The following is a 20,793-nucleotide window of genomic DNA, read 5'->3' on the forward strand; positions in this document are numbered from 1 at the left end:
GCACTCAGATGGGAGCTCTCCGGTCCGTTGAATGACATCGGGCCGGGCGAGGAGTGCGCGCGCCGACCCGCAGCAAGGGGTTAGTCGTGGCCAGCAAGACCTCACCCGAGTCCGCATCGCCCAGCTCCGACCTCCGGACCTACGTCCTGGACACCAGCGTCCTCCTCGCCGATCCCGGGGCGCTCACGCGCTTCGCCGAGCACGAGGTCGTGCTGCCCGTGGTGGTGATCACCGAGCTCGAGGGCAAGCGGCACCACCCGGAGCTCGGCTTCTTCGCCCGTACGGCGCTGCGCTCCCTCGACGACCTGCGCGTCCTGCACGGTCGCCTCGACGAACCCGTCGCGATCGGCACCGACGGCGGCACGCTGCGCGTCGAGCTCAACCACACCGACGCCGAGTCGCTGCCGTCGGGCTTCCGGCTCGGCGACAACGACACGCGGATCCTCGCCGTCGCACGCAACCTGGCCAACGAGGGCCACCGCGTCACGCTGGTCTCGAAGGACCTGCCGCTGCGCATCAAGGCCTCGGCCGTCGGCCTCGACGCGCAGGAGTACCGCGCCGAGGCGATCAGCGACTCCGGCTACACCGGCATGACCGAGCTCGAGGTCCCGGCCACCGACCTCGACGAGCTCTACGAGGACGGCACGATCGACCTCGCCGAGGCCCGTGACCTGCCCTGCCACAACGGCCTGGTGCTGCTGTCCGACCGCGGTACGGCGCTGGGCCGGGTGGGTGCCGACAAGCGGGTGCACCTGGTGCGCGGCGACAAGGACGCGTTCGGCGTCCACGGCCGCTCGGCCGAGCAGCGGGTCGCCCTCGAGATGCTGCTCGACCCGGAGGTCGGCATCGTCTCGCTCGGCGGTCGCGCCGGCACCGGCAAGTCGGCGATGGCGCTGTGCGCCGGCCTCGAGGCCGTCATGGAGCGCCGCCAGCACAAGAAGGTCGTCGTCTTCCGCCCGCTCTTCGCCGTCGGCGGCCAGGAGCTCGGCTACCTGCCCGGCTCGGAGAACGAGAAGATGTCGCCGTGGGCGCAGGCCGTCTTCGACACCCTCGGCGCGCTGACCGGCAAGGACGTCATCGACGAGGTGATGGACCGCGGGATGCTCGAGGTGCTGCCGCTGACCCACATCCGCGGCCGTTCGCTCCACGACGCCTTCGTCATCGTCGACGAGGCCCAGTCGCTCGAGCGCAACGTGCTGCTGACCGTCCTGTCCCGGATCGGCGCCAACTCCAAGGTCGTCCTGACCCACGACGTCGCGCAGCGCGACAACCTGCGCGTCGGGCGCCACGACGGCATCGTCGCGGTGGTGGAGAAGCTCAAGGGCCACCCGCTCTTCGCCCACGTCACCCTCACCCGCTCCGAGCGCTCGCCCATCGCGGCCCTCGTGACGGAGATGCTGGAGGACGTCACCCTCTGACCCACCACGCGCTGTAACGCCGGGTTAGGTGCTGTACCCACCCCCGTGCTCGGGGGTGGGTACAGGCTGTAACCCGGCGTTACAGCGCGGCACACGGGACGGTCGGGGGTCAAGAGGTGGGCGGGAATCCTGAGGCCGATGTGGCCCATGAGACGCAAGGCAACCCCTGTGGCACAGGGGCTCTAGTCAATTCGGGCGTTCGGTTTGCGTGCCCCCGGCACCTCATGCATGGTGGTCGTGATCGTTTCGTGACCTGTCGTCCCACCACAGGACAGGGTCAGGCCAGGGACACCCCCGAGAACCGCGTCCCGACCGTGCTGCGTGCGATCCCGTGGTGCCTCTCGAGCCGCACAGCCCCCGTTCCCCACCCGTGAGACTCCTCCGTGCCCCGTTCCCCGAAGTACGTCCCCACGCACCGCGCCCCCGGCAAGCACAAGGCCGCGCGCGGGCCGCGCCGAGCGCTGCGCACCGGCGTCGCGCTGACCGGCCTCGCGGCCGCCGTGACCGGCATCAGCGTGACGGGCGGCCTGGCCGGCAGCGACCCGGGCCTCACGCCGGCCGCCGCAGACGTCGCGCGGACGACGAGCGCCGCGCCCGCGCAGCCCCGGACCTCCGGCGACGAGGTTGCCACGGACGAGCTGCTGGCCAGGCGCGCGGAGCGGCAGGTCACCTCGCGCTCCTCGCGCCGCGACGCCACCAAGGCGACCGCGCTGACCATGTCGGCCGGCCCGGTCGTGACGAAGTCGCAGTCCCTCTCGCAGGCCGACCCGCGTGACATCGCCCGCGCGCTCCTGCCGGTCTACGGCTTCTCGTCCGACCAGTTCTCCTGCCTCGACTCCCTCTACATGAGCGAGTCGGGCTGGCGCATCGACGCGGACAACCCCACCTCGTCGGCGTACGGCATCCCGCAGGCGCTGACGCAGCTCCACGACCTGCCCGCCGACTACATGACCTCGGCCGAGGCCCAGATCCGGTGGGGCCTGGAGTACATCCAGGACACCTACGGCTCGCCCTGCAGCGCGTGGAGCTTCAAGGCCGGCCACGGCTGGTACTGACCGGCCACCCGCAGGAAGCGGACCACTGGTCCAACCGATCGGCCTAGTCAGGATCGGATCCGCCGTCCCCGAGGCCCTCGAGGGGTCATCCTTCGGTGGCGAGGCGCACCGAGGTGCGTCTCGTGCCACGGACTGACCAGGGGGGTCGGAGGGGCGCGACCCGCACGTTCCACGGGGACGAGCGGGCCGCGCCTCGTGTCATGCCCTGCGGGTCAGGCCGACGCCGGGACCTCGATCGACATCACGCAGTTCTTCATCCCCTTGGGGCGGTCATAGGTGAATCCGACGCGCTCGTACATGCTGCGCGTGCCGTTGTAGAGCCATGACGACGAGGTCTTCTTGGTCACGTCGGTCAGGTCGTGCGGGTATCCCTCGACGGTGCCGCCGCCCTCGGCGGCGATGAGCGCGAGCGCGCCGCGCAGCGCCACCTCGGCCAGGCCCTCGCGGCGACGCGCCTTGTCGACCCGGATGCAGGTCACCCGGTAGTCGGGGTCGGCGTGCTTCTCCGCGTCGTACTGCTTGCGGTGGTGGATGTCGGGCAGCTCGGTGGGCGTGCCGTACTCCGCCCACGCGACGGCCAGTCCGCCGTCGACCACGAGCGCCGCGTGCGCGATGCCCTCGTCGACCATCGCCCTCTTGAACGCCTTGTTGCCCTCCGGTCCGGGCTGACGATCGTCGCGCTCGGCGTGGAACGCGACGCACCAGCACCCCCCGAACAGCCCGCCCATCCGCTCGTTGAGGTCGGCGAAGAGGTCCCAGGTCTCGGGCGTCAGCGCCCGGATGTCGTACGTCGTCCCGGTGCCGGTGGTGATCGTCGTCCCGCTCATGCCCCGACCGTACGACGGCTACCGGACGCTCGGCTGCCGCTACGGCCCCGATCAGCGGCCCGTCATCGAGTCGACGTCGAGCGCGGCGTCGAGCTCCTCCTCCGTGAGGTCGCCTCGCTCGACGTAGCCCATCGCGATCACGGTCTCGCGGATCGTGGCGCCCTCGGCCAGCGCCTTCTTGGCGACCTTCGCCGCCTCCTCGTAGCCGATGTGGGCGTTGAGCGGCGTGACGACCGACGGCGAGGACTCGGCGTAGCGGCGCATCCGCTCGGCATCGGCGGTGATCCCGTCGACGCAGCGCTCGGCGAGCAGGACGGTGGACGTCGAGAGGACGTGCACCGACTCGAGGAGCGCGTGGGCCATCACGGGCATCATCACGTTGAGCTCGAAGGTGCCGGCCGCGCCGGCCCACGCGATGGTCGCGTCGTTGCCGACCACCCGCGCGCACACCATCAGCGTGGCCTCGGGCAGCACCGGGTTGACCTTGCCGGGCATGATGCTCGACCCCGGCTGGAGGTCGGGGAGGTGGATCTCGGCGAGGCCGGTCGTCGGCCCCGACGACATCCATCGCAGGTCGTTGCAGATCTTGGTGAGGCCCACGGCGATCGTGCGCAGCACGCCGGACAGCTCGACGAGGGAGTCGCGGGTGCCCTGCGCCTCGAAGTGGTCGCGGGCCTCGGTGAAGGGCTGCCCGGTGCGCTCGGCGAGCGCCGCGATCGCCCGCTCGGCGAAGGCGGCCGGGGTGTTGATGCCGGTGCCGACGGCCGTGCCGCCCAGCGGCAGCTCGCGCACGCGGGGGAGCACCGCCTCCAGCCGCTCGGCACCGAGCCGCAGCGTGGCGGCGTACGCCCCCATCTCCTGTCCGAGCGTCACCGGCGTCGCGTCCATCAGGTGGGTGCGACCGGCCTTGACCGTGTCGGCGAACTCCGCGGCCTTCGCCTCGAACGACGACGCGAGCCGGTCCAGGGCCGGAAGCAGGTCGTCGACGACGGCGAGCGTCGCGGCGACGTGGATGCTGGTGGGGAAGGTGTCGTTGCTGCTCTGCGAGGCGTTGACGTGGTCGTTGGGGTGGACCGTGACGCCGGCCCGGTCGGCGAGGGTGGCGATGACCTCGTTGGCGTTCATGTTGGAGCTGGTGCCTGACCCGGTCTGGAAGACGTCGATCGGGAACTCGTCGTCGTGCTCGCCGGCCACGATGGCGTCAGCCGCGGCGACGACGGCCTGCGCCTGCTCGTGGGTGATCACGCCGAGCCCGTCGTTGGCGAGCGCGGCCGCGGCCTTCACGTGGGCGAGCGCCTGGACGTGGCGCGGCTGGAGGCGCAGGCCGCTGATGGGGAAGTTCTCGACGGCGCGCTGGGTCTGGGCCCGCCAGAGGGCGTCGCGAGGCACCTCGACCTCGCCCATGGAGTCGTGCTCGGTGCGTGTCTCGCTCATGTGGCGACCGTACCCACCTCCACCGATGTCACCCTCGGGCTGGTTGCATGGACCCATGCGATCACTGTCTCTCGGGATCGCCGTCGTGGTCATGGGGGTGGGCTCCGCCTGCTCCGGCACCGGCGGTGGAGACGACTCCGACCCCGTGGCCGACCTCGCGGACGACCTCGCCGCCGCGCTCTCCGAGCACTCCCTCGGCGACGTCCCGCTCACCGACGAGGCCGCGCGCGACGCCTTCGCCGAGCTGGTCACGCCGCTCGACGAGGTGCCGGTCGCCGTGGAGGTGGCCGGGGTGGAGCAGCCCGACACCGACGAGTCGAGCGGCAGCGCCACGGCCACGCTGTCCTGGCAGTGGGACCTCGGCGGCCCCGACCTCTGGACCTACGACACCCGGGCCGCGCTCGTGGAGGGCGAGGACGGCTGGCAGGTCGAGTGGTCGCCCGCCACGCTGGTCCCCGAGCTCGTCGCGGGTGAGACCCTCGGCCTGCGCACCATCACCCCGGATCGCGGTGACATCACCGGCGCCGACGGGTCGGTGCTCGTCACCGAACGCCCGGTGCTGCGCTACGGGCTCGACAAGACCGAGGTCGAGGGCGCGCAGGTGGCCCGCAGCGCGCGGAGGATCGCGCGGATCCTCGACGTCGACCCGGCGTCGTACGTCGACCGCGCGGAGGCCATGGGACCCGACGCCTTCGTGGAAGCGGTCGTGCTCCGCGAGGAGGACGCCCGCGAGGTGCTGCCCGCGTTCCGGAAGGTGCCGGGAGCGCTCGCGGTCAACGACACGCTGCCGCTCGCGCCCAGCCGCGAGTTCGCCGCCGCACTGCTGGGACGCGTCGGCGACGCGACGGCCGAGGTCGTCGAGGAGTCCGACGGCGCGATCGTCGCCGGCGACGAGGTCGGCCTCTCCGGCCTGCAGGCGCGCTACGACGACCAGCTGCGCGGGACGCCCGGCCGCGCGGTCGTCGTACGGGACGCGCAGGACGGGCTCCGCACCGTCTTCGAGGTCCCCGCCGTGGACGGCGCGCCGCTCGCGACCACGCTCGACGTCCGCATCCAGGAGCAGGCCGAGGCCGCGCTGGCCACGCTGGGCGACCGGGCACCCGCGAGCGCCCTCGTCGCGATCCGGCCGTCGGACGGCGCGATCCTCGCGACGGCCAACGGTGCCGGCGCAGAGGGGGCCGACCTCGCCGACACGGGCCAGTACGCGCCCGGGTCGACCTTCAAGGTCGTCTCCTCGCTCGCGCTGCTGCGCAGCGGCCTGGGACCGGGCGACCGGGTGTCGTGCCCGGCCACCACGGTCGTCGACGGCCGCTCCTTCAAGAACTACGACGACTACCCGGCCTCGTCGATCGGCGAGATCACCCTCGGCCAGGCCGTCGCGCAGTCCTGCAACACCGCCTTCGTCGGCAACGCCGACCGGCTCCAGCCGGGCGACGCCACGGCGGCCGCGCAGGCCCTCGGCCTCGGCACCGACCACGACCTCGGCTTCCCGGTCTACTTCGGCCAGGTGCCGCCGCCCGAGACCGAGACCGGTGCCGCCGCGGACCTGATCGGCCAGGGCACGGTCCTCGCCAGCCCGTTCGCGATGGCGACCGTCGCCGCGTCGGTGCAGGCCGGCCGCGCCGTGCTGCCGGTGCTCCTGCCGGACCACCAGGTCGAGCAGGTGCCGCCCGAGCGGCCGCTGACCCGGCGCGAGGCCATCACCCTGCGCGGCCTCATGCGCGGCGTGGTGGACACCGGGTCGGGGCGGTTCCTCCTCGACGTACCCGGCGTGACCGGTGCCAAGACCGGCACGGCGGAGTACGGCGAGCCCGACGCGACCGGCGAGCTCCCCACCCACGCCTGGATGATCGCCACCCGCGGCGACCTCGCGGTGGCAGTCTTCGTCGAGACCGGGGTGTCGGGCTCGCAGACCGCGGGTCCGGTGCTGGAGACCTTCCTGCGCTCGGTCGGCTGACCCGGCGTCAGTCGCCTCGGCGCGCGAGGTAGAGGAAGTACTGCTCCGGCCGGTCCTGCAGCAGCACGTCGTGCGCCTGCTCCTCGGCCGCGCCGAACACGTCCTCCATCGCGGCGAGCAGCTCGGGCGCGGGGTTGGCCGACCACACCACGAGGACCCCGCCCGGGCTGAGCAGGTCGCGGCACCGCCCGAGGAACTCGGCCTGGTAGACCTGCTGGTTGCCCTGGTGGACGAGGTAGCCCGGGCCGTTGTCGACGTCGAGCAGCACGAGGTCGTACGACGACCGCGCCTCGGCGATCGCCATCGCGATGTCCGCGTTGACCACCGACGCCCGCTCGTCGGCGAGGATCGCCGGTCCGTGCGGGACGGTGCCGTCGCGCATCCAGTCGATGAGCGGCTGCTCGATCTCGACGACCACGGCGCGCTCGACCCGGGGGTCGGCCAGGACCCGCTGGAGGGTGAAGCCCAGCCCCAGCCCGCCGATCAGCACGGCAGCCGGTGCGTCGACGAGGTCGAGGGCCTGGGCGGCGAGCTCGATCTCGCTGGTGGTCTCCAGCGTGTCCATCACGAAGACGCCGTTGACCCGCAGCTCGAGCACGTCGGGTGCGTTGTCGGACCGACGCCGCCGCAGCACGAGCTCGCCCCGCTCGGTCTCGGCACGGGCGATCTCGACGGTGCTCCGGGGCCCGCTGTCGATGCTCACCCGTCCATCCTGCCCCACCGTCGCGGGCTCCCACCGTCGAAGGTGTGACGAGCCCAGCCCACCCGAAGGGGTCGTGGGCGTCGCGGAAAGGCTGCCCAGCGGCACGACGTGGACGTACCTTGTACACGTGTACACAGTCGGGCGGGCCGCGGAGCTCACGGGCGTGTCCAGCACCACCCTGCGCAAGTGGGAGCAGCGCTACGGCGTGGTCGTGCCGCAGCGATCGGCCGGCAACTACCGGCTCTACGACGACGAGGCCGTCCGCCGGCTCAGCGTGATGCGCACGCTGGTCGACGCCGGGTGGTCCGCCCACGAGGCCGCGGCGCACGTCGTGGACGACGCCTCGGCCGCGGAGGCCGAGGTCGCCCGACCCGAGCCGCAGACCCCGGACCCCCGTGCCCGGCAGTTGGTGCAGTGCGCGATCGACTTCGACGTGCCGGGCCTGGAGTGGCTGCTCGCCGACGTCTTCGACGACGGTGACCATGCCAGGGTCGTCGACGAGTGGCTGATGCCGTCCATGGTGGAGCTCGGCAAGGCGTGGCAGCGCGGCGAGGTGTCCGTCGCCGGTGAGCACTTCGTCTCCAGCGCGGTCCACCGGCGACTGGCCCAGGCCTTCCAGGCGCTGCCCGTGGCACCCCGCGGTCCACGCGTGGTGGCGGGGCTGGCGCGCGGGTCGCGCCACGAGCTCGGCGTGCTGGCGTTCTCCCTCGTGCTGCGCTCGCGCGGCGTACCCGTCACCTACCTCGGCGGCGACCTCCCGCTCGAGGCGTGGGTGGGCACGGTCCGGCTCGTCGCTCCCGCGGCCGTCGTGCTGGCCGCGCCGACGGTCGAGGACCTCCCGGCCGTCCGTGAGGTGGTGGAGGCCCTGATGCCGATGACGACGGTCTTCCTGGGTGGTGCGCACCAGGACCAGGTCGTCGGACCCGAACGCCTCGGGCACCTGGCTGGTGCGGCCGCGACCGCCCTCGCCGACCGGCTCGCGCCGGCCGGCTGAGACGGTCCGGCACGCCGCCGACGGTCGGGTGCTCGAGGCCCGGGTCCGCTGAGCCGCGCTCAGCGCGTGGTGAGACCGGCGGACTCCGCCTCGACGTCCTCGCAGGAGCTGCCCGTCCACTGCTGACGGACCAGGTCCAGCTGGCACGTGCTGTCGGTCGAGGGCGGCTCGGGCATGGTCGGTGTCGTGAACAGGACGGTCGCCAGTGCGGCGGCGACGATGGCCGAGATCCCCACCACCTGCAGCCACATGCCCGGACCCGGGTCTTCCACGTCGTACATCTCGCTCACGGGCCCTCCCGGCTTGCTGTCCACAGTCTGTCCACTGTTGTGGACAAGAGGAACGTAGGCGCTTGTCCATGGTTTGTCCACTCTGGTGCTACCCTCTCGGGTGTGTACACCGCCGGCCGCACCGCACAGCTCACAGGCATCCCCCGCGAGACGCTGCGCAAGTGGGAGCAGCGCTACGGCGTCGTCGAGCCGGTGCGCTCCGAGGGCAACTACCGGCTCTACGACGACGAGGCGGTCCGCCGCCTGTCAGTGATGCGCGACCTGGTCGATGCCGGGTGGGCCCCACGGATCGCGGCGAAGAAGGTGCTCGAGGAGCCGACGGCCGCCGTATCGATCACGGTCGACACCGAGGAGGGCTCGCCGCTGTCGCACCTCGACGAGCTCGTGGCGTGCGCGCGGGACTTCGACGTCGTACGGCTGGAGAGCCTGATCGACAAGGCGTTCGCCCAGGACGACCTCGCGGTCGTCGTCGACGAGTGGCTGATGCCCTCCCTCGTGCGGCTCGGCGAGGCCTGGCAGCGCGGGGAGGTCAGCATCGCCGGCGAGCACTTCGTCAGCGCCGCCGTGCTGCGTCGCCTGGCCCAGGAGTTCTACCAGCTCCCGCACCCCGCCGGTGACGCGCCGACCGCGATGGTCGGCCTGGCGCGCGGGTCGCGCCACGAGCTCGGCGTGATGGCCTTCTCGATGGTGCTCCGCAGCCGCGGCGTCGCGGTCACCTACCTCGGCGCCGACCTCCCGGTCGAGGCCTGGATCGACACCGTGCGCGCCGTCCGCCCCGACGCCGTCGTCCTCGGTGTGCCGACGGTCGAGGACCTCCCGGCCGTCCGCGAGGCCGTCCAGGCCATCGCCCCCATCGCCCCGGTCCTGCTCGGCGGCGCCCACCAGCACCGCGTCGAGGGCGCCGAGCCGCTCGGCCACACCGCCGGTCGGGCCGCCGCCGACCTCGCCGACCGCCTCAGCGCCTGACCCACCGCCCCTGCCGCGTCTGCCCGCTGGACGTGTGACGATCCGGCCGTTCTGGCGACCGCATCGCAACACGTCCTGAGAGGGGTGGTGTGAACGATCCACAGATCCGCTCGAGAGGATGGCGGCGGCGCATCACGAGGGGCGACGGTGCGTGGATGGATGACGCCCCACGTCTTGACGCTCCTGCCCTGCGCGCGAAGCGGATCTCAGTGGCCACCGAGGTGGCGACCGCCCAGGGCGGGGTGATCAGCCTGGGGCAGCTGCGCTCCTGCGGCGTGACGCGGTCGCAGGTACGAGCGCAGCTGGCGGCCCGCCGGTGGCAGCGAGTCCACACGCAGGTGGTGGCCGTGACCACTGGGCCGCTCAGCGGCCTCGCGATGATGTGGGCCGCGGTTCTCGAGGGCGGCCCCTCGGCACACCTGGACGGTGCGTCCGCCCTCATCGCCGAGGGAATGACCGGATTCAGCTGGGACGTCACCAGGGTGAGCGTGCCGATGCACTCGCGGGCCCGCTCCGCGCCGGGCCTCCAGGTCGTCCGGACGAGGAGGTACGACCCACGCACCGTCCAGCCTTCCGGCATCCCACGGACGCGTCCGGACGTCGCGGCCGTGCGCGCCGCGCTCTGGGCCGTGTCGGACAAGCAGGCTGCGCTGCTCCTGACGATGCCGGTCCAGCAACGGCTGACGACGGCCGAGCGGATCGGCGTCTCCCTGTTGTCAGTACGGCGCGACAGGCGTCGTACGTTGCTCCACGCGACGGTCCTCGACCTGCTCGACGGCGTGCGCTCCGTCAGTGAGGCGGAGTTCGCGGCCGAGTGTCGGCGGCGGGGGTTGCCGAGACCCTCTCGCCAGGTGGTCCGACGCGGGAGGGACGGCACGTACTACCTCGACGTCTGCTGGGAGCAGTGGGGCGTGGTGGTCGAGATCGATGGCATCCACCACGGCTGGGCGACGAACGTGGTGGCAGACGCGCTCCGCCACAACGCCGTGACGCTCGACTCGTCGGTCGTCCTCCGGCTTCCCTTGCTGGGGCTCCGCGTCGCTGCCGACGACTTCTTCGCCCAGATCGAGGAGGCGCTGCGCTCCCAGGGCTGCCCACTCCCGAGGACGTGTGACGATGCGGCCGCCAGGACGACCGCATCGTGACACGTCACGCGGGCTACTCGGCGGAACGGACCCGGATGCCGGCCCCCAGGAGAGAGCTCAGCGGGACCGTGACGGCGCCCGAGGGGTCGGTGAAGAAGTCGTTGCCCTTGTCGTCGACGACGATGAAGGCGGGGAAGTCCTCGACCTCGATCTTCCAGACCGCTTCCATGCCGAGCTCTTCGTACTCGACGACCTCGACGGACTTGATGCAGTCCTGCGCGAGGCGGGCGGCGGGACCGCCGATCGAGCCGAGGTAGAAGCCGCCGTGGGCGGCGCACGCCTCGGTGACCTGCTTGGAGCGGTTGCCCTTGGCGAGCATGACCATCGAGCCGCCCGCGGCCTGGAACTGCTCGACGTAGGAGTCCATCCGGCCCGCAGTGGTGGGGCCGAAGGATCCCGAGGCCATGCCGGACGGGGTCTTCGCAGGTCCGGCGTAGTAGACGGGGTGGTCCTTGAGGTACGACGGCATGTCCTCGCCGGCGTCGAGGCGCTCCTTGATCTTGGCGTGCGCGATGTCGCGCGCCACCACCAGCGGGCCGGTCAGCGAGAGCCGGGTCTTCACGGGGTGCTTCGAGAGCTCGGCGAGGATGTCGGACATCGGCTGGTTGAGGTCGATCGGCACGACCGCGCCGCCCTCGATGTCGTGGGCCATGCCGGCATCGGGCATGTACTGGGCCGGGTCGGTCTCGAGCTGCTCGAGGAAGACGCCCTCCGGCGTGATCTTGCCCAGCGCCTGTCGGTCGGCCGAGCAGGACACCGCGATCGCGACGGGGCATGACGCGCCGTGGCGGGGGAGGCGGACGACGCGGACGTCGTGGCAGAAGTACTTCCCGCCGAACTGCGCGCCGATGCCGAACGACTGGGTGAGCTCGAAGACCTTCTCCTCCAGCTCGGTGTCGCGGATGCCGTGCGCGGACATCGAGCCCGACGTCGGCAGGTCGTCGAGGTAGTGAGCGGAGGCGTACTTCGCGGTCTTCAGCGCGAACTCCGCGCTCGTGCCGCCGATGACCACGGCGAGGTGGTACGGCGGGCACGCGGCGGTGCCGAGCGAGCGGATCTTCTCGTCGAGGAACTCCATCAGCCGCGTCGGGTTGAGGACGGCCTTGGTCTCCTGGAAGAGGAACGACTTGTTGGCCGAGCCGCCGCCCTTGGCCATGAAGAGGAACTTGTACTCCGGCACGTCCTTGGCGGGCGTGGAGTAGAGCTCGATCTGGGCCGGCAGGTTGGTGCCGGTGTTCTTCTCCTCGAACGTCGTCAGCGGCGCGAGCTGGGAGTAGCGGAGGTTGAGCCGGGTGTAGGCGTCGTACACGCCCCGGCTGATCGCCTCGCCGTCGTCGATGCCGGTGAGCACGCCCTCGGACTTCTTGCCCATCACGATCGCGGTGCCGGTGTCCTGGCACATCGGCAGCACGCCGCCCGCGGAGATGTTGACGTTCTTGAGCAGGTCGAGGGCGACGAAGCGGTCGTTGCCCGACGCCTCGGGGTCGTCGATGATCCTGCGGAGCTGGGAGAGGTGACCGGGGCGCAGGTAGTGGCTGATGTCGTGCATCGCCTCCTCGGTCAGCCGCCGGATCGCCTCGGGCTCGACCTTCAGGAAGGTGCGGCCCTCCACCTCGACGGTGGACACGCCCTCGGTGGTGACGAGGCGGTACGGCGTCTCCGGCTCACCGTTGGAACCGGCGGTGGGAAGGAGGTCGGAGTAGAGGAACTCGGGTCCTGCAGCAGCGGTCGTCACGTCCGATGAGTCTACGCAGCGCCAGGTGCCCGGTATTTCTTGCCCAAACCGTTGGTTCATCGTTACGCCGCGCGCGCGTCATTCGGGAGTAGCCTCCGATCCGACGGGACCCGAGAGGCTCCGCCTTGCACTTCGTCCCAGATCTCGGTCGAGCCCTTTGGAGGACCCCTGTGAAGACCCGCAAGACGTTCGCTTCCCTCGCCGTGATGGCGACCATGATCGCCGCGGCCGGCTGCGCCGCTCCGGAGAAGGAGGCGGACACGACGACCGAGAGCGGTGTCGACGCCGCCAAGGCCACCTCCGCCGACGACTTCGGCAGCATGGACGACCTGGTCAAGGCCGCTCAGGACGAGGGCGAGCTCAACGTCATCGCGCTGCCGCCGGACTGGGCCAACTACGGCGAGATCATCTCGACGTTCGAGGACAAGTACGACATCAAGGTCAACTCCGACCAGCCCGACGCGGCCTCGCAGGACGAGATCAACGCCGCCAACGACCTCGCCGGCACCGACCGTGCGCCCGACGTCTTCGACCTCGGCCAGTCGGTCGCGCTCGCCAACACCGACATGTTCGCTCCCTACCAGGTCGAGACCTGGGACGACATCCCCGACCAGTTCAAGGACGCCGACGGCACCTGGGTCAACGACTACGGCGGCTACATGGCCATCGGCTACGACTCCTCGGTGGTCCCCGACGTGACGTCGGTGAAGGACCTCCTCAAGCCGGAGTTCAAGGGCAAGGTCGCGCTCAACGGCGACCCGACCCAGGCCGGCGCCGCGTTCAGCGGCGTGATGATGGCGGCCATTGCCAACGGCGGCTCGGCCGACGACATCGCCCCCGGCGTCGACTTCTTCAGCCAGCTCAAGAAGGCCGGCAACTTCCTCACCGTCGACCCCGACTCGACCACGATCGAGCAGGGCACCACGCCCGTCGTCATCGACTGGGACTACCTCGGTGCGGCCGCAGCGGCCAACGTCGACACGTGGAAGACCGTCGTCCCGGAGGAGGCCGTGGTCGCGGGCTACTACTTCCAGGCGATCAACGCCGACGCGCCGCACCCGGCCGCGGCGCGCCTCTGGCAGGAGTTCCTCTACAGCGACGAGGGCCAGAACCTCTGGCTGAAGGGCGGCGCCCGCCCCGTCCGCGGCGACGCGATGGAGGCCGCCGGCACGATCGACGAGGACCTGTGGAGCGCGCTGCCCGCGGTCACCGGGGACCCGGTCATCCCGACGGACGACCAGACCACCAAGGCCGGCGAGTACCTCGCGGCCAACTGGTCCAAGGCCATCCGCTGAGCACGACCACCGCGAGTGGAGGGGGGGGGGGGGGGGGGGGGGGGGGGGGGGCGGCGGGCCCCGCCCCCCCCCCCCCCCCCGGGGGCCCGGGTGGGGGGCGCCGACGGTTCGCCGTCGGCCCGGCCCTCCCTCTCCTCCCGTTCCTCCTCTTCGTCCTGGTCTTCCTCGTCGCCCCGACCCTCACGGTCGTGGTCGGCGCGTTCCAGGACGAGAACGGCGCCCTGACCCTCGGCAACCTCGACGCGCTGACGAGCGAGGCGGCCGTGACCGCGCTCAAGGGATCCCTGATCCTCTCGGCGTCGACCGCGGTCATCGGCGCGCTGCTCGGTGCCCTGCTCGCCTACCTCATCGTCTCCATGCCCCCGCAGAGCCTGATGCGACGGGGCACGCTCGCGGTCAGCGGCGTGCTCGCCCAGTTCGGGGGCGTGGTGCTGGCGTTCGCGTGGATCGCCACGATCGGTCCGGTGGGCGTCCTCACCAAGGCGATGAACGACCTCGTCGGCGCCGACATCTACGGCTCGGGCTGGCTCTTCGGCCTCCCAGGCCTCGTCGTCGTCTACTGCTACTTCCAGATCCCGCTCATGGTGATCGTCTTCGCCCCGGCCTTCGAGGGGCTCCGGCCGCAGTGGCGCGAGGCCGCGGTCAACCTGGGCGCCAGCACCTGGGACTACTGGCGCCACGTCGCGCTGCCGCTGCTGACGCCCGCATTCCTCGGCGCGCTCCTGCTGCTGTTCGCCAACGCGTTCGCGGCGTACGCCACCGCCGCGGTGCTGGTCAGCCAGGGCCAGCCGATCGTCCCGCTGATGATCCGCCAGGCCATCACCAGCGAGGTGCTGCTCGGCCAGGCCAACGTCGGGTTCGCGCTGGCGCTGGAGATGATCGTCGTCGTGACCCTCGTGATGGTCGCCTACAACGTCCTGCTGCGACGCACGGCGAGGTGGATGCGGTGAGGCTCACCCCGGGGTTCCGCGCCTTCCGCGCCATCGGCCTGCTGGTCTTCGCGGCCTACTTCTTCGTCCCGCTGCTGGCGATGTTCGACTTCTCGACCCAGCGTCGCGGCAGCGCCGAGGGGCGCACCTGGGACAACTGGGCCTTCATGGTCACCGACGAGGACCTGCGGTCCTCGATCGTCGCCTCGCTGCTGCTGGCGGTGCTGACCGTCGTGCTGATGGTGGTCCTGCTCGTCCCGACGATGGTGTGGGTCCGGCTGCGCGTGCCGCGTGCCCGCCCGCTCATCGAGTTCCTCTGCCTGCTGCCGCTCACCATCCCGGCGCTGGTGATCGTCGTCGGCATCACCAACGTCTACTCGTGGGTGACCTACCTGCTCGGTGACAGCGCGCTCGTCCTGACCTTCGCCTACGTCGTGCTGGTCCTGCCCTACTCCTACCGTGCGATCGACGCCTCGCTGGCGGCCATCGACGCGGCGACGCTCTCGGAGGCGGCCCGCTCGCTGGGCGCGAGCTGGTTCACGGTGATCGTGCGGATCATCATGCCCAACATCACCGGGGGCATCCTGGGCGCGGCGTTCATCTCGGTGGCGCTCGTGCTCGGTGAGTACGTCTTCGCGTCCCTGCTGCACTTCGACACCCTGCCGGTGGCGATGGCGGCGCTCTACAAGAGCAACGGGCCGGCCGCGATGGCCGCCGCGCTCGCCTCGATGATCCTGGTCGCCGTGCTGCTCGTCGGCCTCACCTTCCTCAGCCGTGACCGGCACAAGCAAGGAGCCTCCTCATGACCGACGTGTCCACCCGTCCCGGCACGGAGCGCGGTCTCGCCGTCGAGCTGTCCGACCTCACGCGGGTCTACGGCGCGGTCAAGGCGCTCGACGGCCTCACCCTCCACCTGGCGCCGGGCGAGCTCGTCGCCCTCCTCGGTCCGTCCGGCTGCGGCAAGACCACGGCGCTCCGCATCCTCGCCGGCCTCGACCAGCCCACGTCCGGGTCGGTGTCGGTCGGCGGCAAGGACCTCACCAGGGTGCCGGCCAACAAGCGCGACATGGGGATGGTCTTCCAGGCCTACAGCCTCTTCCCTCACATGACGGTCATCGACAACGTGGCCTTCGGCCTCAAGCTGCGCGGCAAGGACGGCTCGTCACGACGCGCCCGCGCCGGCGACATGCTCGACCTCGTCGGGCTCGGCCAGCACGCCGACCGCTACGCCCACCAGCTCTCCGGCGGCCAGCAGCAGCGCGTCGCCCTGGCCCGCGCGCTCGCGATCGAGCCGTCGGTGCTCCTGCTCGACGAGCCGCTGTCGGCGCTCGACGCGAAGGTCCGCGTGCAGCTGCGCGACGAGATCCGCCGGGTCCAGCTCGAGGTCGGTACGACGACGCTCTTCGTCACGCACGACCAGGAGGAGGCGCTCGCGGTCGCCGACCGGGTGGGCGTGATGAACGCCGGCCGGCTGGAGCAGCTCGCCCCGCCCGCCGAGCTCTACTCCGCCCCGGCGACCAAGTTCGTCGGTGAGTTCGTGGGCCTCAGCAACCGGCTCCCGGCCACCGTGCAGGGCGGTACGGCGTCCGTGCTGGGCCGTGACGTGCCCGCCCTCGACGGCTCCACGAGCGGCTACGCACTGGTCCGCCCCGAGGCCATCTCCGTGGTGGCCGACGCCGACGGCGGCGCGACGGTGACGGCGGTGATGTTCCTCGGACCGCTGTCCCGGGTCACCTGCCAGCTCGTCGACGGCACCGACGTGGTCGCCCAGCTCGCCAGCTCGGACGCCCTGCGGCTGCAGCCGGGCGACGCCGTACGCCTCGAGGTCGAGCCGTCGCCCGTCCTCGTCGTCGCCGGCTGACCGGCCGCCGACGAGCCGCTCTCAGGAAGTCGGCTCCCCGGGAGCCGGGTCGGTCCCGCCGGCCTCGCGCTGCTTCTGCTCGCGGTACTTCCTGCGCTGCTCCTCGGCACGCTCGCGCACCTTGCGGAGGAACTCCTCGTCGGCCTCGGGGTCCGCGGCCGCGAACCGGCCGGGACGGTCGTACTCCGGGAACGCGCTGGCGCTGCGCTCGTGGGGGCCGAGACGCCGCGGCGTCGTGAGCGGTCGCCCGGCGACGAGCCAGGCGACCGACCCGACGAACGGGAAGAAGAGGATCAGCACGATCCACCACAGCTTGGGGAGGTTGCGGATCTCGTCGTCCCGGCTCGTGATGGCCTGGACGACGCAGAAGACGCACAGCACGACAGGGACGAGGAACAGCAGCAACCGCAACACGTGGGACCCCCGCAGGTCGGCCCAGCCGGGGCCTCGGACGACGGGGTCGCCCGTCGTGGCGGCAGCGTAGCGCCGCCCACGCCCCGCAGGGGTCGAACCGAGCCCTTACTTCCAGGGGGCAACGAGCGCGGCGAGGTCGGGTGCGAGCTCCTTCTGGAGCAACGGGCCGAAGGTCACCCGGTGCACGCCCATCGCCTGCAGGTCCTCCAACGACCCGGCGGCGGATCCCTTCCGGGGGTTGGCGATCACGTTGACCGGACCGGCGAGCGCGTCGAGCAGGCGCTGGAGCGCGTCGGCATCGGGTGCGCCGACCGGATAGACGCAGCGGGCGCCGGCCTCCTCGCACGCGCGCAGCCGCGTGATCGCCTCGGCGGTCGGGTCGTCGAATCGGTCCTTCTTGAGGTAGGCGTCCGTGCGGGCGTTGACCACGACGTCCACCCCGGCGGAGTCGGCGGCCTGCCGGATCTTACCGATGTAGTCGGCGTGCTCGGCCACCGAGCGCATGCGCCCGCCCTCGGAGTGCACCGTGTCCTCGATGTTGAGGCCGACGGCGCCCGCCTCGAGGAGCCGCTCGACCAGCTCGGCGGGCGCGACGCCGTAGCCGGACTCCATGTCGGCGGTCACGGGCACGTCGGGCACGGCCGAGCAGATGCGGCGGATGCCGTCGAGGGCGTCGTCGATCGACATGTCCTCGTTGTCGCCCTGGCCGCGCGAGTCGGCGAGCGGGTGGCTGCCGATGCTCAGCGCCCCGAAGCCGGCCTCGGCGACGGCGCGGGCCGACCAGGCGTCCCAGACGTTGGGGAGGACCAGCGTGGTGCCGGTGTGGTGGAGCTCGAGCAGCGCGGTGGCCTTGGCGGAGGCGGAGGTGTCCATGCGTCGAGGCTGCCACGCGGACGGGCATAGGCGCGAGGGTGCTGGCGTTCCCTTTGCGTGGACGCCCATCGACCGACCGGACCGACGCTGGACTCGCTGGTGATCGGTGCCGGCCAGGCCGGCCTCGCGGCGTCGTACTTCCTGCGCCAGCGGGGCGTCGACCACGTCGTGCTCGACGCGAACCCCGAGCCGGGCGGCGCCTGGCAGCACCGCTGGACCTCGCTCAGCATGGACGACGTCCACGGCGTGGCCGACCTGCCCGGCTCGTCGGCGCCCACGCGCTCGCGGCGCCCCGCCAACCTCGTCGTGCCGGCTTACTTCGGTGACTACGAGCGCGAGCAGGGCCTGCCCGTGCTCCGGCCGGTGAAGGTCAGCCGGGTCGAGGACGAGGGGGAGCTGCTCGTCGCGCACGCCGGTGGGCACACCTGGCGGACGCGCACGCTCGTCAACGCGACCGGCACCTGGACGCGGCCCTTCGTGCCCTACTACCCGGGCGTCGCCTCGTTCGCCGGCGAGCAGCTGCACACGGCGGACTTCCCGGGCGCCGAGCACTTCCGGGGCAGGCGGGTGCTCGTCGTCGGGGGAGGGGCGTCCGCCGTCCAGCTCCTCGGCGAGATCGCGCCGGTCACCGAGACCCTGTGGGTGACGAGGCGGCCGCCCGTCTGGCGCGACGACTTCGACGCCGAGGCCGGGCTCGCGGCGGTGACGGCCGTCGAGGAGCGCGTACGACGCGGCCTGCCGCCGGCCAGCGTCGTCAGCGTCACCGGGCTCGCGCTGCGGCCGCAGGAGCAGGAGGCGGCCCGTCTCGGAGCGTACGACCGGCAGCCGATCTTCGAGCGGATCGAGCCCCGGGGGGTGCGGTGGGCGGACGGGCGCTTCGAGCCCGTGGACGTGATCCTCTGGGCGACCGGCTTCCGGCCGGCTGTCGACCACCTCGCCCCGCTGGGCCTCCGCACGCCCGAGGGCGGCATCGCGCTCGTCCCGGTGCCCGGCAACGTGCAGGGCGCGACCACCTCGGTGGTCGACCCCCGCGTCCAGCTCGTGGGGTACGGCCCGTCGGCGAGCACGATCGGAGCCTCGCGTGCGGGGCGCCAGGCGGCACTCGCCGTGTCCCGTGTCCTCACGGCCGCTGCGGCCTGACGAACGTCACGGGACACCGCGTGCGGACTCGCTAGGCTGGCGCCATGGGGGAGATCGAGAACCGCCCGCACGACCCGTCGCTGATGCGCGTGTCCGACGCCGACCGGCAGCGCGTCGCCGAGGTGCTGCGCGAAGCCGCCGGTGAGGGACGCCTCGACCTCGACGAGCTCGACGAGCGCCTCGACCTGACCTTCGCCGCGAAGACCTACGGCGACCTGGTCCCGATCACGCTCGACCTGCAGTCGACCGGCCCGGTGACCCCGCCCGCCGCGGCACCCGTGCGTCGTACGTCGTCCGGGCTGCCGGCGGTCGGCCACGCCTCGTCGACGGCGATCATGGGCGAGGTCAAGCGCCAGGGCGTCTGGTCGGTGCCGGAGAACCACAGTGCGTTCGCGCTGATGGGATCGGTCGTCATCGACCTGCGCCAGGCGCAGCTGTCGGCGCGCGAGACGCACATCAACGCCAGCTCGATCATGGGCGAGGTCAAGATCATCGTCCCGGCCGACATGCACGTCGTCGTCGACGGGACGCCCATCATGGGCGAGTTCACCCAGCAGAAGGACAAGACGCCGGCCGAGGTAGGTCCCGGCTCGCCGACCGTGCGGGTGCGGGGGATGGCCCTCATGGGATCGGTCAACGTCCAGCGGCAGCCCGCGCCGGGCACCCCGAAGAAGTTCCTCGGCTCCTACTGACGTCGGCGGGCCGTGCCGGCGACCGTCCGCGGCGCCGCCGTCGACCCACGCACCGTCAGGTGGGTGGGCAGCGTGAGCCACGGGTCCGCGGGGGAGCGCCCCGACAGCGCGTCGATCACCATCGCGCCCGCCGCGCGGGCCTGGTCCGGCACGTGCTGGTCGATCGTCGTGATGTCGAAGAGCGCGCCGAGGCCGTTGCCGTCGACCCCGACGAGCGAGACGTCCTCGGGCACGGCCAGGCCGTGGCGGCGCGCGGCGACGCTCGCGGCGACGGCGATGTCGTCGCTGTAGCAGAAGACCGCGGTGGGCGGGTCGGCCAGCGCCAGCAGGCGCTCCATGCCCACGGCGCCCGCGTCCACGCCGTAGGGCGCGGTGACGACGAGCTCGGGGTCGTGGGGCAGGCCGTGGTGCTCGAGTCCCTGGAGGTAGCCGGTGCGGCGGTGGAGGTCGCTGGCCCACTTGGCGCCATCGGTGTCGCTCGTGCGGATCATCGCGATCCGGGTGTGGCCGAGGCCGGCGAGGTGTGCCACGGCCTCCATGCCGATGGCCACGTCGTCGACGCTCACCGAGGGGAAGTCGCGCAGCCGCGAGCCCGCCACCACGACCTCCACGCCCATCACGTCGAGGCGCTCCTCCTCCTCGGGCCGGATGGGCAGCGTCACGAGCACGACCGCGTCGACCTTGCGGCGCGCGGGGAGGTCGCGGAAGAAGGCGGCCCGCTGCTCCTGCGTCCCGACCTGGTAGACGATCACGTCGAGGTCGGCCTGGCGCAGCGTCGACTCGATCGTGCCGAGCATGGTCGCGGAGAACCAGCTGTCGAGGCGTGGCAGCACGACCGCGACGCTCCGGGTCGCGCCGCGCAGCGAGGCCGCCGCGGGCGACACGACGTAGTCGAGCTCGGCCACGGCCGACAGCACGCGGCTGCGGGTCAGCGGGCTGACACCCGGCAGGTCGCGGAGCGCGCGGGAGACCGTGGCGATGGAGACGCCGGCACGTCGCGCGACGTCGGCCATGTTGACCTGCCCGGGCTGCGGGACGATGTCGCTCACGCGCTCACCGCCTCTC

Annotated in this window: 20 protein-coding genes; 12 read left to right on the top strand and 8 right to left on the bottom strand. The window is 72.1% G+C overall.

Annotated elements, in window-relative coordinates; translation table 11 throughout:
• Positions 1 to 86: 86 nt before the first annotated feature.
• The gene (gene phoH2, locus L2K70_RS03240) at positions 87 to 1,418 is read left to right on the top strand and encodes an RNA 5'-3' helicase PhoH2 (protein ID WP_236398902.1); all 1,332 of its coding nucleotides are present in this window, start codon (positions 87 to 89) and stop codon (positions 1,416 to 1,418) included.
• 383 nt (positions 1,419 to 1,801) lie between these two features.
• On the top strand, positions 1,802 to 2,473 hold the full coding sequence (locus L2K70_RS03245) for an aggregation-promoting factor C-terminal-like domain-containing protein (RefSeq protein ID WP_236398905.1): 672 nt from the start codon (positions 1,802 to 1,804) through the stop codon (positions 2,471 to 2,473).
• Between the two features lie 212 nt (positions 2,474 to 2,685).
• Here the strand turns inward: L2K70_RS03245 and L2K70_RS03250 are convergent, their stop codons facing one another.
• Positions 2,686 to 3,300, bottom strand: coding sequence for a GNAT family N-acetyltransferase (locus L2K70_RS03250; protein ID WP_236398909.1), 615 nt, complete (start codon positions 3,298 to 3,300; stop codon positions 2,686 to 2,688).
• A 51-nt stretch (positions 3,301 to 3,351) separates the two neighbouring features.
• On the bottom strand, positions 3,352 to 4,734 hold the full coding sequence (locus tag L2K70_RS03255) for a class II fumarate hydratase (protein WP_236398912.1): 1,383 nt from the start codon (positions 4,732 to 4,734) through the stop codon (positions 3,352 to 3,354).
• A 55-nt stretch (positions 4,735 to 4,789) separates the two neighbouring features.
• Between L2K70_RS03255 and L2K70_RS03260 the strand changes: the two genes are divergently transcribed.
• A complete protein-coding gene (locus L2K70_RS03260) occupies positions 4,790 to 6,691 on the top strand; it encodes a penicillin-binding transpeptidase domain-containing protein (protein ID WP_236398917.1) in 1,902 nt (633 codons plus the stop codon).
• A gap of 7 nt (positions 6,692 to 6,698) precedes the next feature.
• Here L2K70_RS03260 and L2K70_RS03265 read toward each other — a convergent pair whose 3' ends face one another.
• The gene (locus L2K70_RS03265; RefSeq protein WP_236398920.1) at positions 6,699 to 7,394 is read right to left on the bottom strand and encodes a spermidine synthase; all 696 of its coding nucleotides are present in this window, start codon (positions 7,392 to 7,394) and stop codon (positions 6,699 to 6,701) included.
• A 127-nt stretch (positions 7,395 to 7,521) separates the two neighbouring features.
• Between L2K70_RS03265 and L2K70_RS03270 the strand changes: the two genes are divergently transcribed.
• A complete protein-coding gene (locus L2K70_RS03270) occupies positions 7,522 to 8,388 on the top strand; it encodes a MerR family transcriptional regulator (protein WP_236398922.1) in 867 nt (288 codons plus the stop codon).
• Between the two features lie 59 nt (positions 8,389 to 8,447).
• Here L2K70_RS03270 and L2K70_RS03275 read toward each other — a convergent pair whose 3' ends face one another.
• Positions 8,448 to 8,678 (bottom strand): hypothetical protein, encoded by a 231-nt coding sequence (locus tag L2K70_RS03275; protein WP_236398925.1) that lies wholly within the window; start codon positions 8,676 to 8,678, stop codon positions 8,448 to 8,450.
• 102 nt (positions 8,679 to 8,780) lie between these two features.
• Between L2K70_RS03275 and L2K70_RS03280 the strand changes: the two genes are divergently transcribed.
• Complete coding sequence (locus L2K70_RS03280; protein ID WP_236398928.1) at positions 8,781 to 9,644, top strand: MerR family transcriptional regulator; 864 nt, start codon at positions 8,781 to 8,783, stop codon at positions 9,642 to 9,644.
• Between the two features lie 155 nt (positions 9,645 to 9,799).
• Complete coding sequence (locus L2K70_RS03285; protein ID WP_236398932.1) at positions 9,800 to 10,789, top strand: putative endonuclease domain-containing protein; 990 nt, start codon at positions 9,800 to 9,802, stop codon at positions 10,787 to 10,789.
• Between the two features lie 13 nt (positions 10,790 to 10,802).
• Here L2K70_RS03285 and L2K70_RS03290 read toward each other — a convergent pair whose 3' ends face one another.
• Positions 10,803 to 12,524, bottom strand: coding sequence for a fumarate hydratase (locus tag L2K70_RS03290; protein WP_236398935.1), 1,722 nt, complete (start codon positions 12,522 to 12,524; stop codon positions 10,803 to 10,805).
• A gap of 170 nt (positions 12,525 to 12,694) precedes the next feature.
• Between L2K70_RS03290 and L2K70_RS03295 the strand changes: the two genes are divergently transcribed.
• The 4 genes from L2K70_RS03295 to L2K70_RS03310 all read left to right on the top strand — a co-directional run bounded on the left by L2K70_RS03295 (position 12,695) and on the right by L2K70_RS03310 (position 16,609).
• Positions 12,695 to 13,819, top strand: a complete 1,125-nt coding sequence (locus L2K70_RS03295) for an ABC transporter substrate-binding protein (protein WP_236398938.1) — start codon at positions 12,695 to 12,697, stop codon at positions 13,817 to 13,819.
• A gap of 188 nt (positions 13,820 to 14,007) precedes the next feature.
• A complete protein-coding gene (locus L2K70_RS21520; protein ID WP_236398941.1) occupies positions 14,008 to 14,769 on the top strand; it encodes an ABC transporter permease in 762 nt (253 codons plus the stop codon).
• Positions 14,766 to 15,554 (top strand): ABC transporter permease, encoded by a 789-nt coding sequence (locus tag L2K70_RS03305; protein WP_236398943.1) that lies wholly within the window; start codon positions 14,766 to 14,768, stop codon positions 15,552 to 15,554. The genes L2K70_RS21520 and L2K70_RS03305 overlap by 4 nt, the downstream gene beginning before the upstream one ends.
• Positions 15,551 to 16,609: an ABC transporter ATP-binding protein gene (locus L2K70_RS03310; RefSeq protein ID WP_236398946.1), complete on the top strand. Its 1,059-nt coding sequence runs from the start codon at positions 15,551 to 15,553 to the stop codon at positions 16,607 to 16,609. Before L2K70_RS03305 ends, L2K70_RS03310 begins: the two co-directional genes overlap by 4 nt.
• Before the next feature lie 21 nt (positions 16,610 to 16,630).
• Here L2K70_RS03310 and L2K70_RS03315 read toward each other — a convergent pair whose 3' ends face one another.
• Together L2K70_RS03315 and L2K70_RS03320 are read right to left on the bottom strand one after the other, a co-directional pair.
• Complete coding sequence (locus L2K70_RS03315; protein WP_236398949.1) at positions 16,631 to 17,023, bottom strand: PLD nuclease N-terminal domain-containing protein; 393 nt, start codon at positions 17,021 to 17,023, stop codon at positions 16,631 to 16,633.
• 105 nt (positions 17,024 to 17,128) lie between these two features.
• On the bottom strand, positions 17,129 to 17,896 hold the full coding sequence (locus L2K70_RS03320) for an isocitrate lyase/PEP mutase family protein (protein WP_236398952.1): 768 nt from the start codon (positions 17,894 to 17,896) through the stop codon (positions 17,129 to 17,131).
• Between the two features lie 57 nt (positions 17,897 to 17,953).
• Between L2K70_RS03320 and L2K70_RS03325 the strand changes: the two genes are divergently transcribed.
• Both L2K70_RS03325 and L2K70_RS03330 read left to right on the top strand, forming a co-directional pair.
• Positions 17,954 to 19,036 carry an NAD(P)-binding domain-containing protein gene (locus tag L2K70_RS03325; protein WP_236398955.1) on the top strand — a complete coding sequence of 361 codons (1,083 nt, stop codon included), beginning with the start codon at positions 17,954 to 17,956 and terminating at the stop codon, positions 19,034 to 19,036.
• A gap of 44 nt (positions 19,037 to 19,080) precedes the next feature.
• On the top strand, positions 19,081 to 19,728 hold the full coding sequence (locus tag L2K70_RS03330; protein ID WP_236398958.1) for a DUF1707 SHOCT-like domain-containing protein: 648 nt from the start codon (positions 19,081 to 19,083) through the stop codon (positions 19,726 to 19,728).
• Here the strand turns inward: L2K70_RS03330 and L2K70_RS03335 are convergent.
• Positions 19,722 to 20,777 carry a LacI family DNA-binding transcriptional regulator gene (locus L2K70_RS03335; protein WP_236398962.1) on the bottom strand — a complete coding sequence of 352 codons (1,056 nt, stop codon included), beginning with the start codon at positions 20,775 to 20,777 and terminating at the stop codon, positions 19,722 to 19,724. The two genes, L2K70_RS03330 and L2K70_RS03335, sit on opposite strands and share 7 nt — an antisense overlap.
• Positions 20,778 to 20,793 lie beyond the last annotated feature (16 nt).

The organism is Nocardioides potassii (genome assembly GCF_021648885.1).
Classification (GTDB): Bacteria; Actinomycetota; Actinomycetes; order Propionibacteriales; family Nocardioidaceae; genus Nocardioides; species Nocardioides potassii.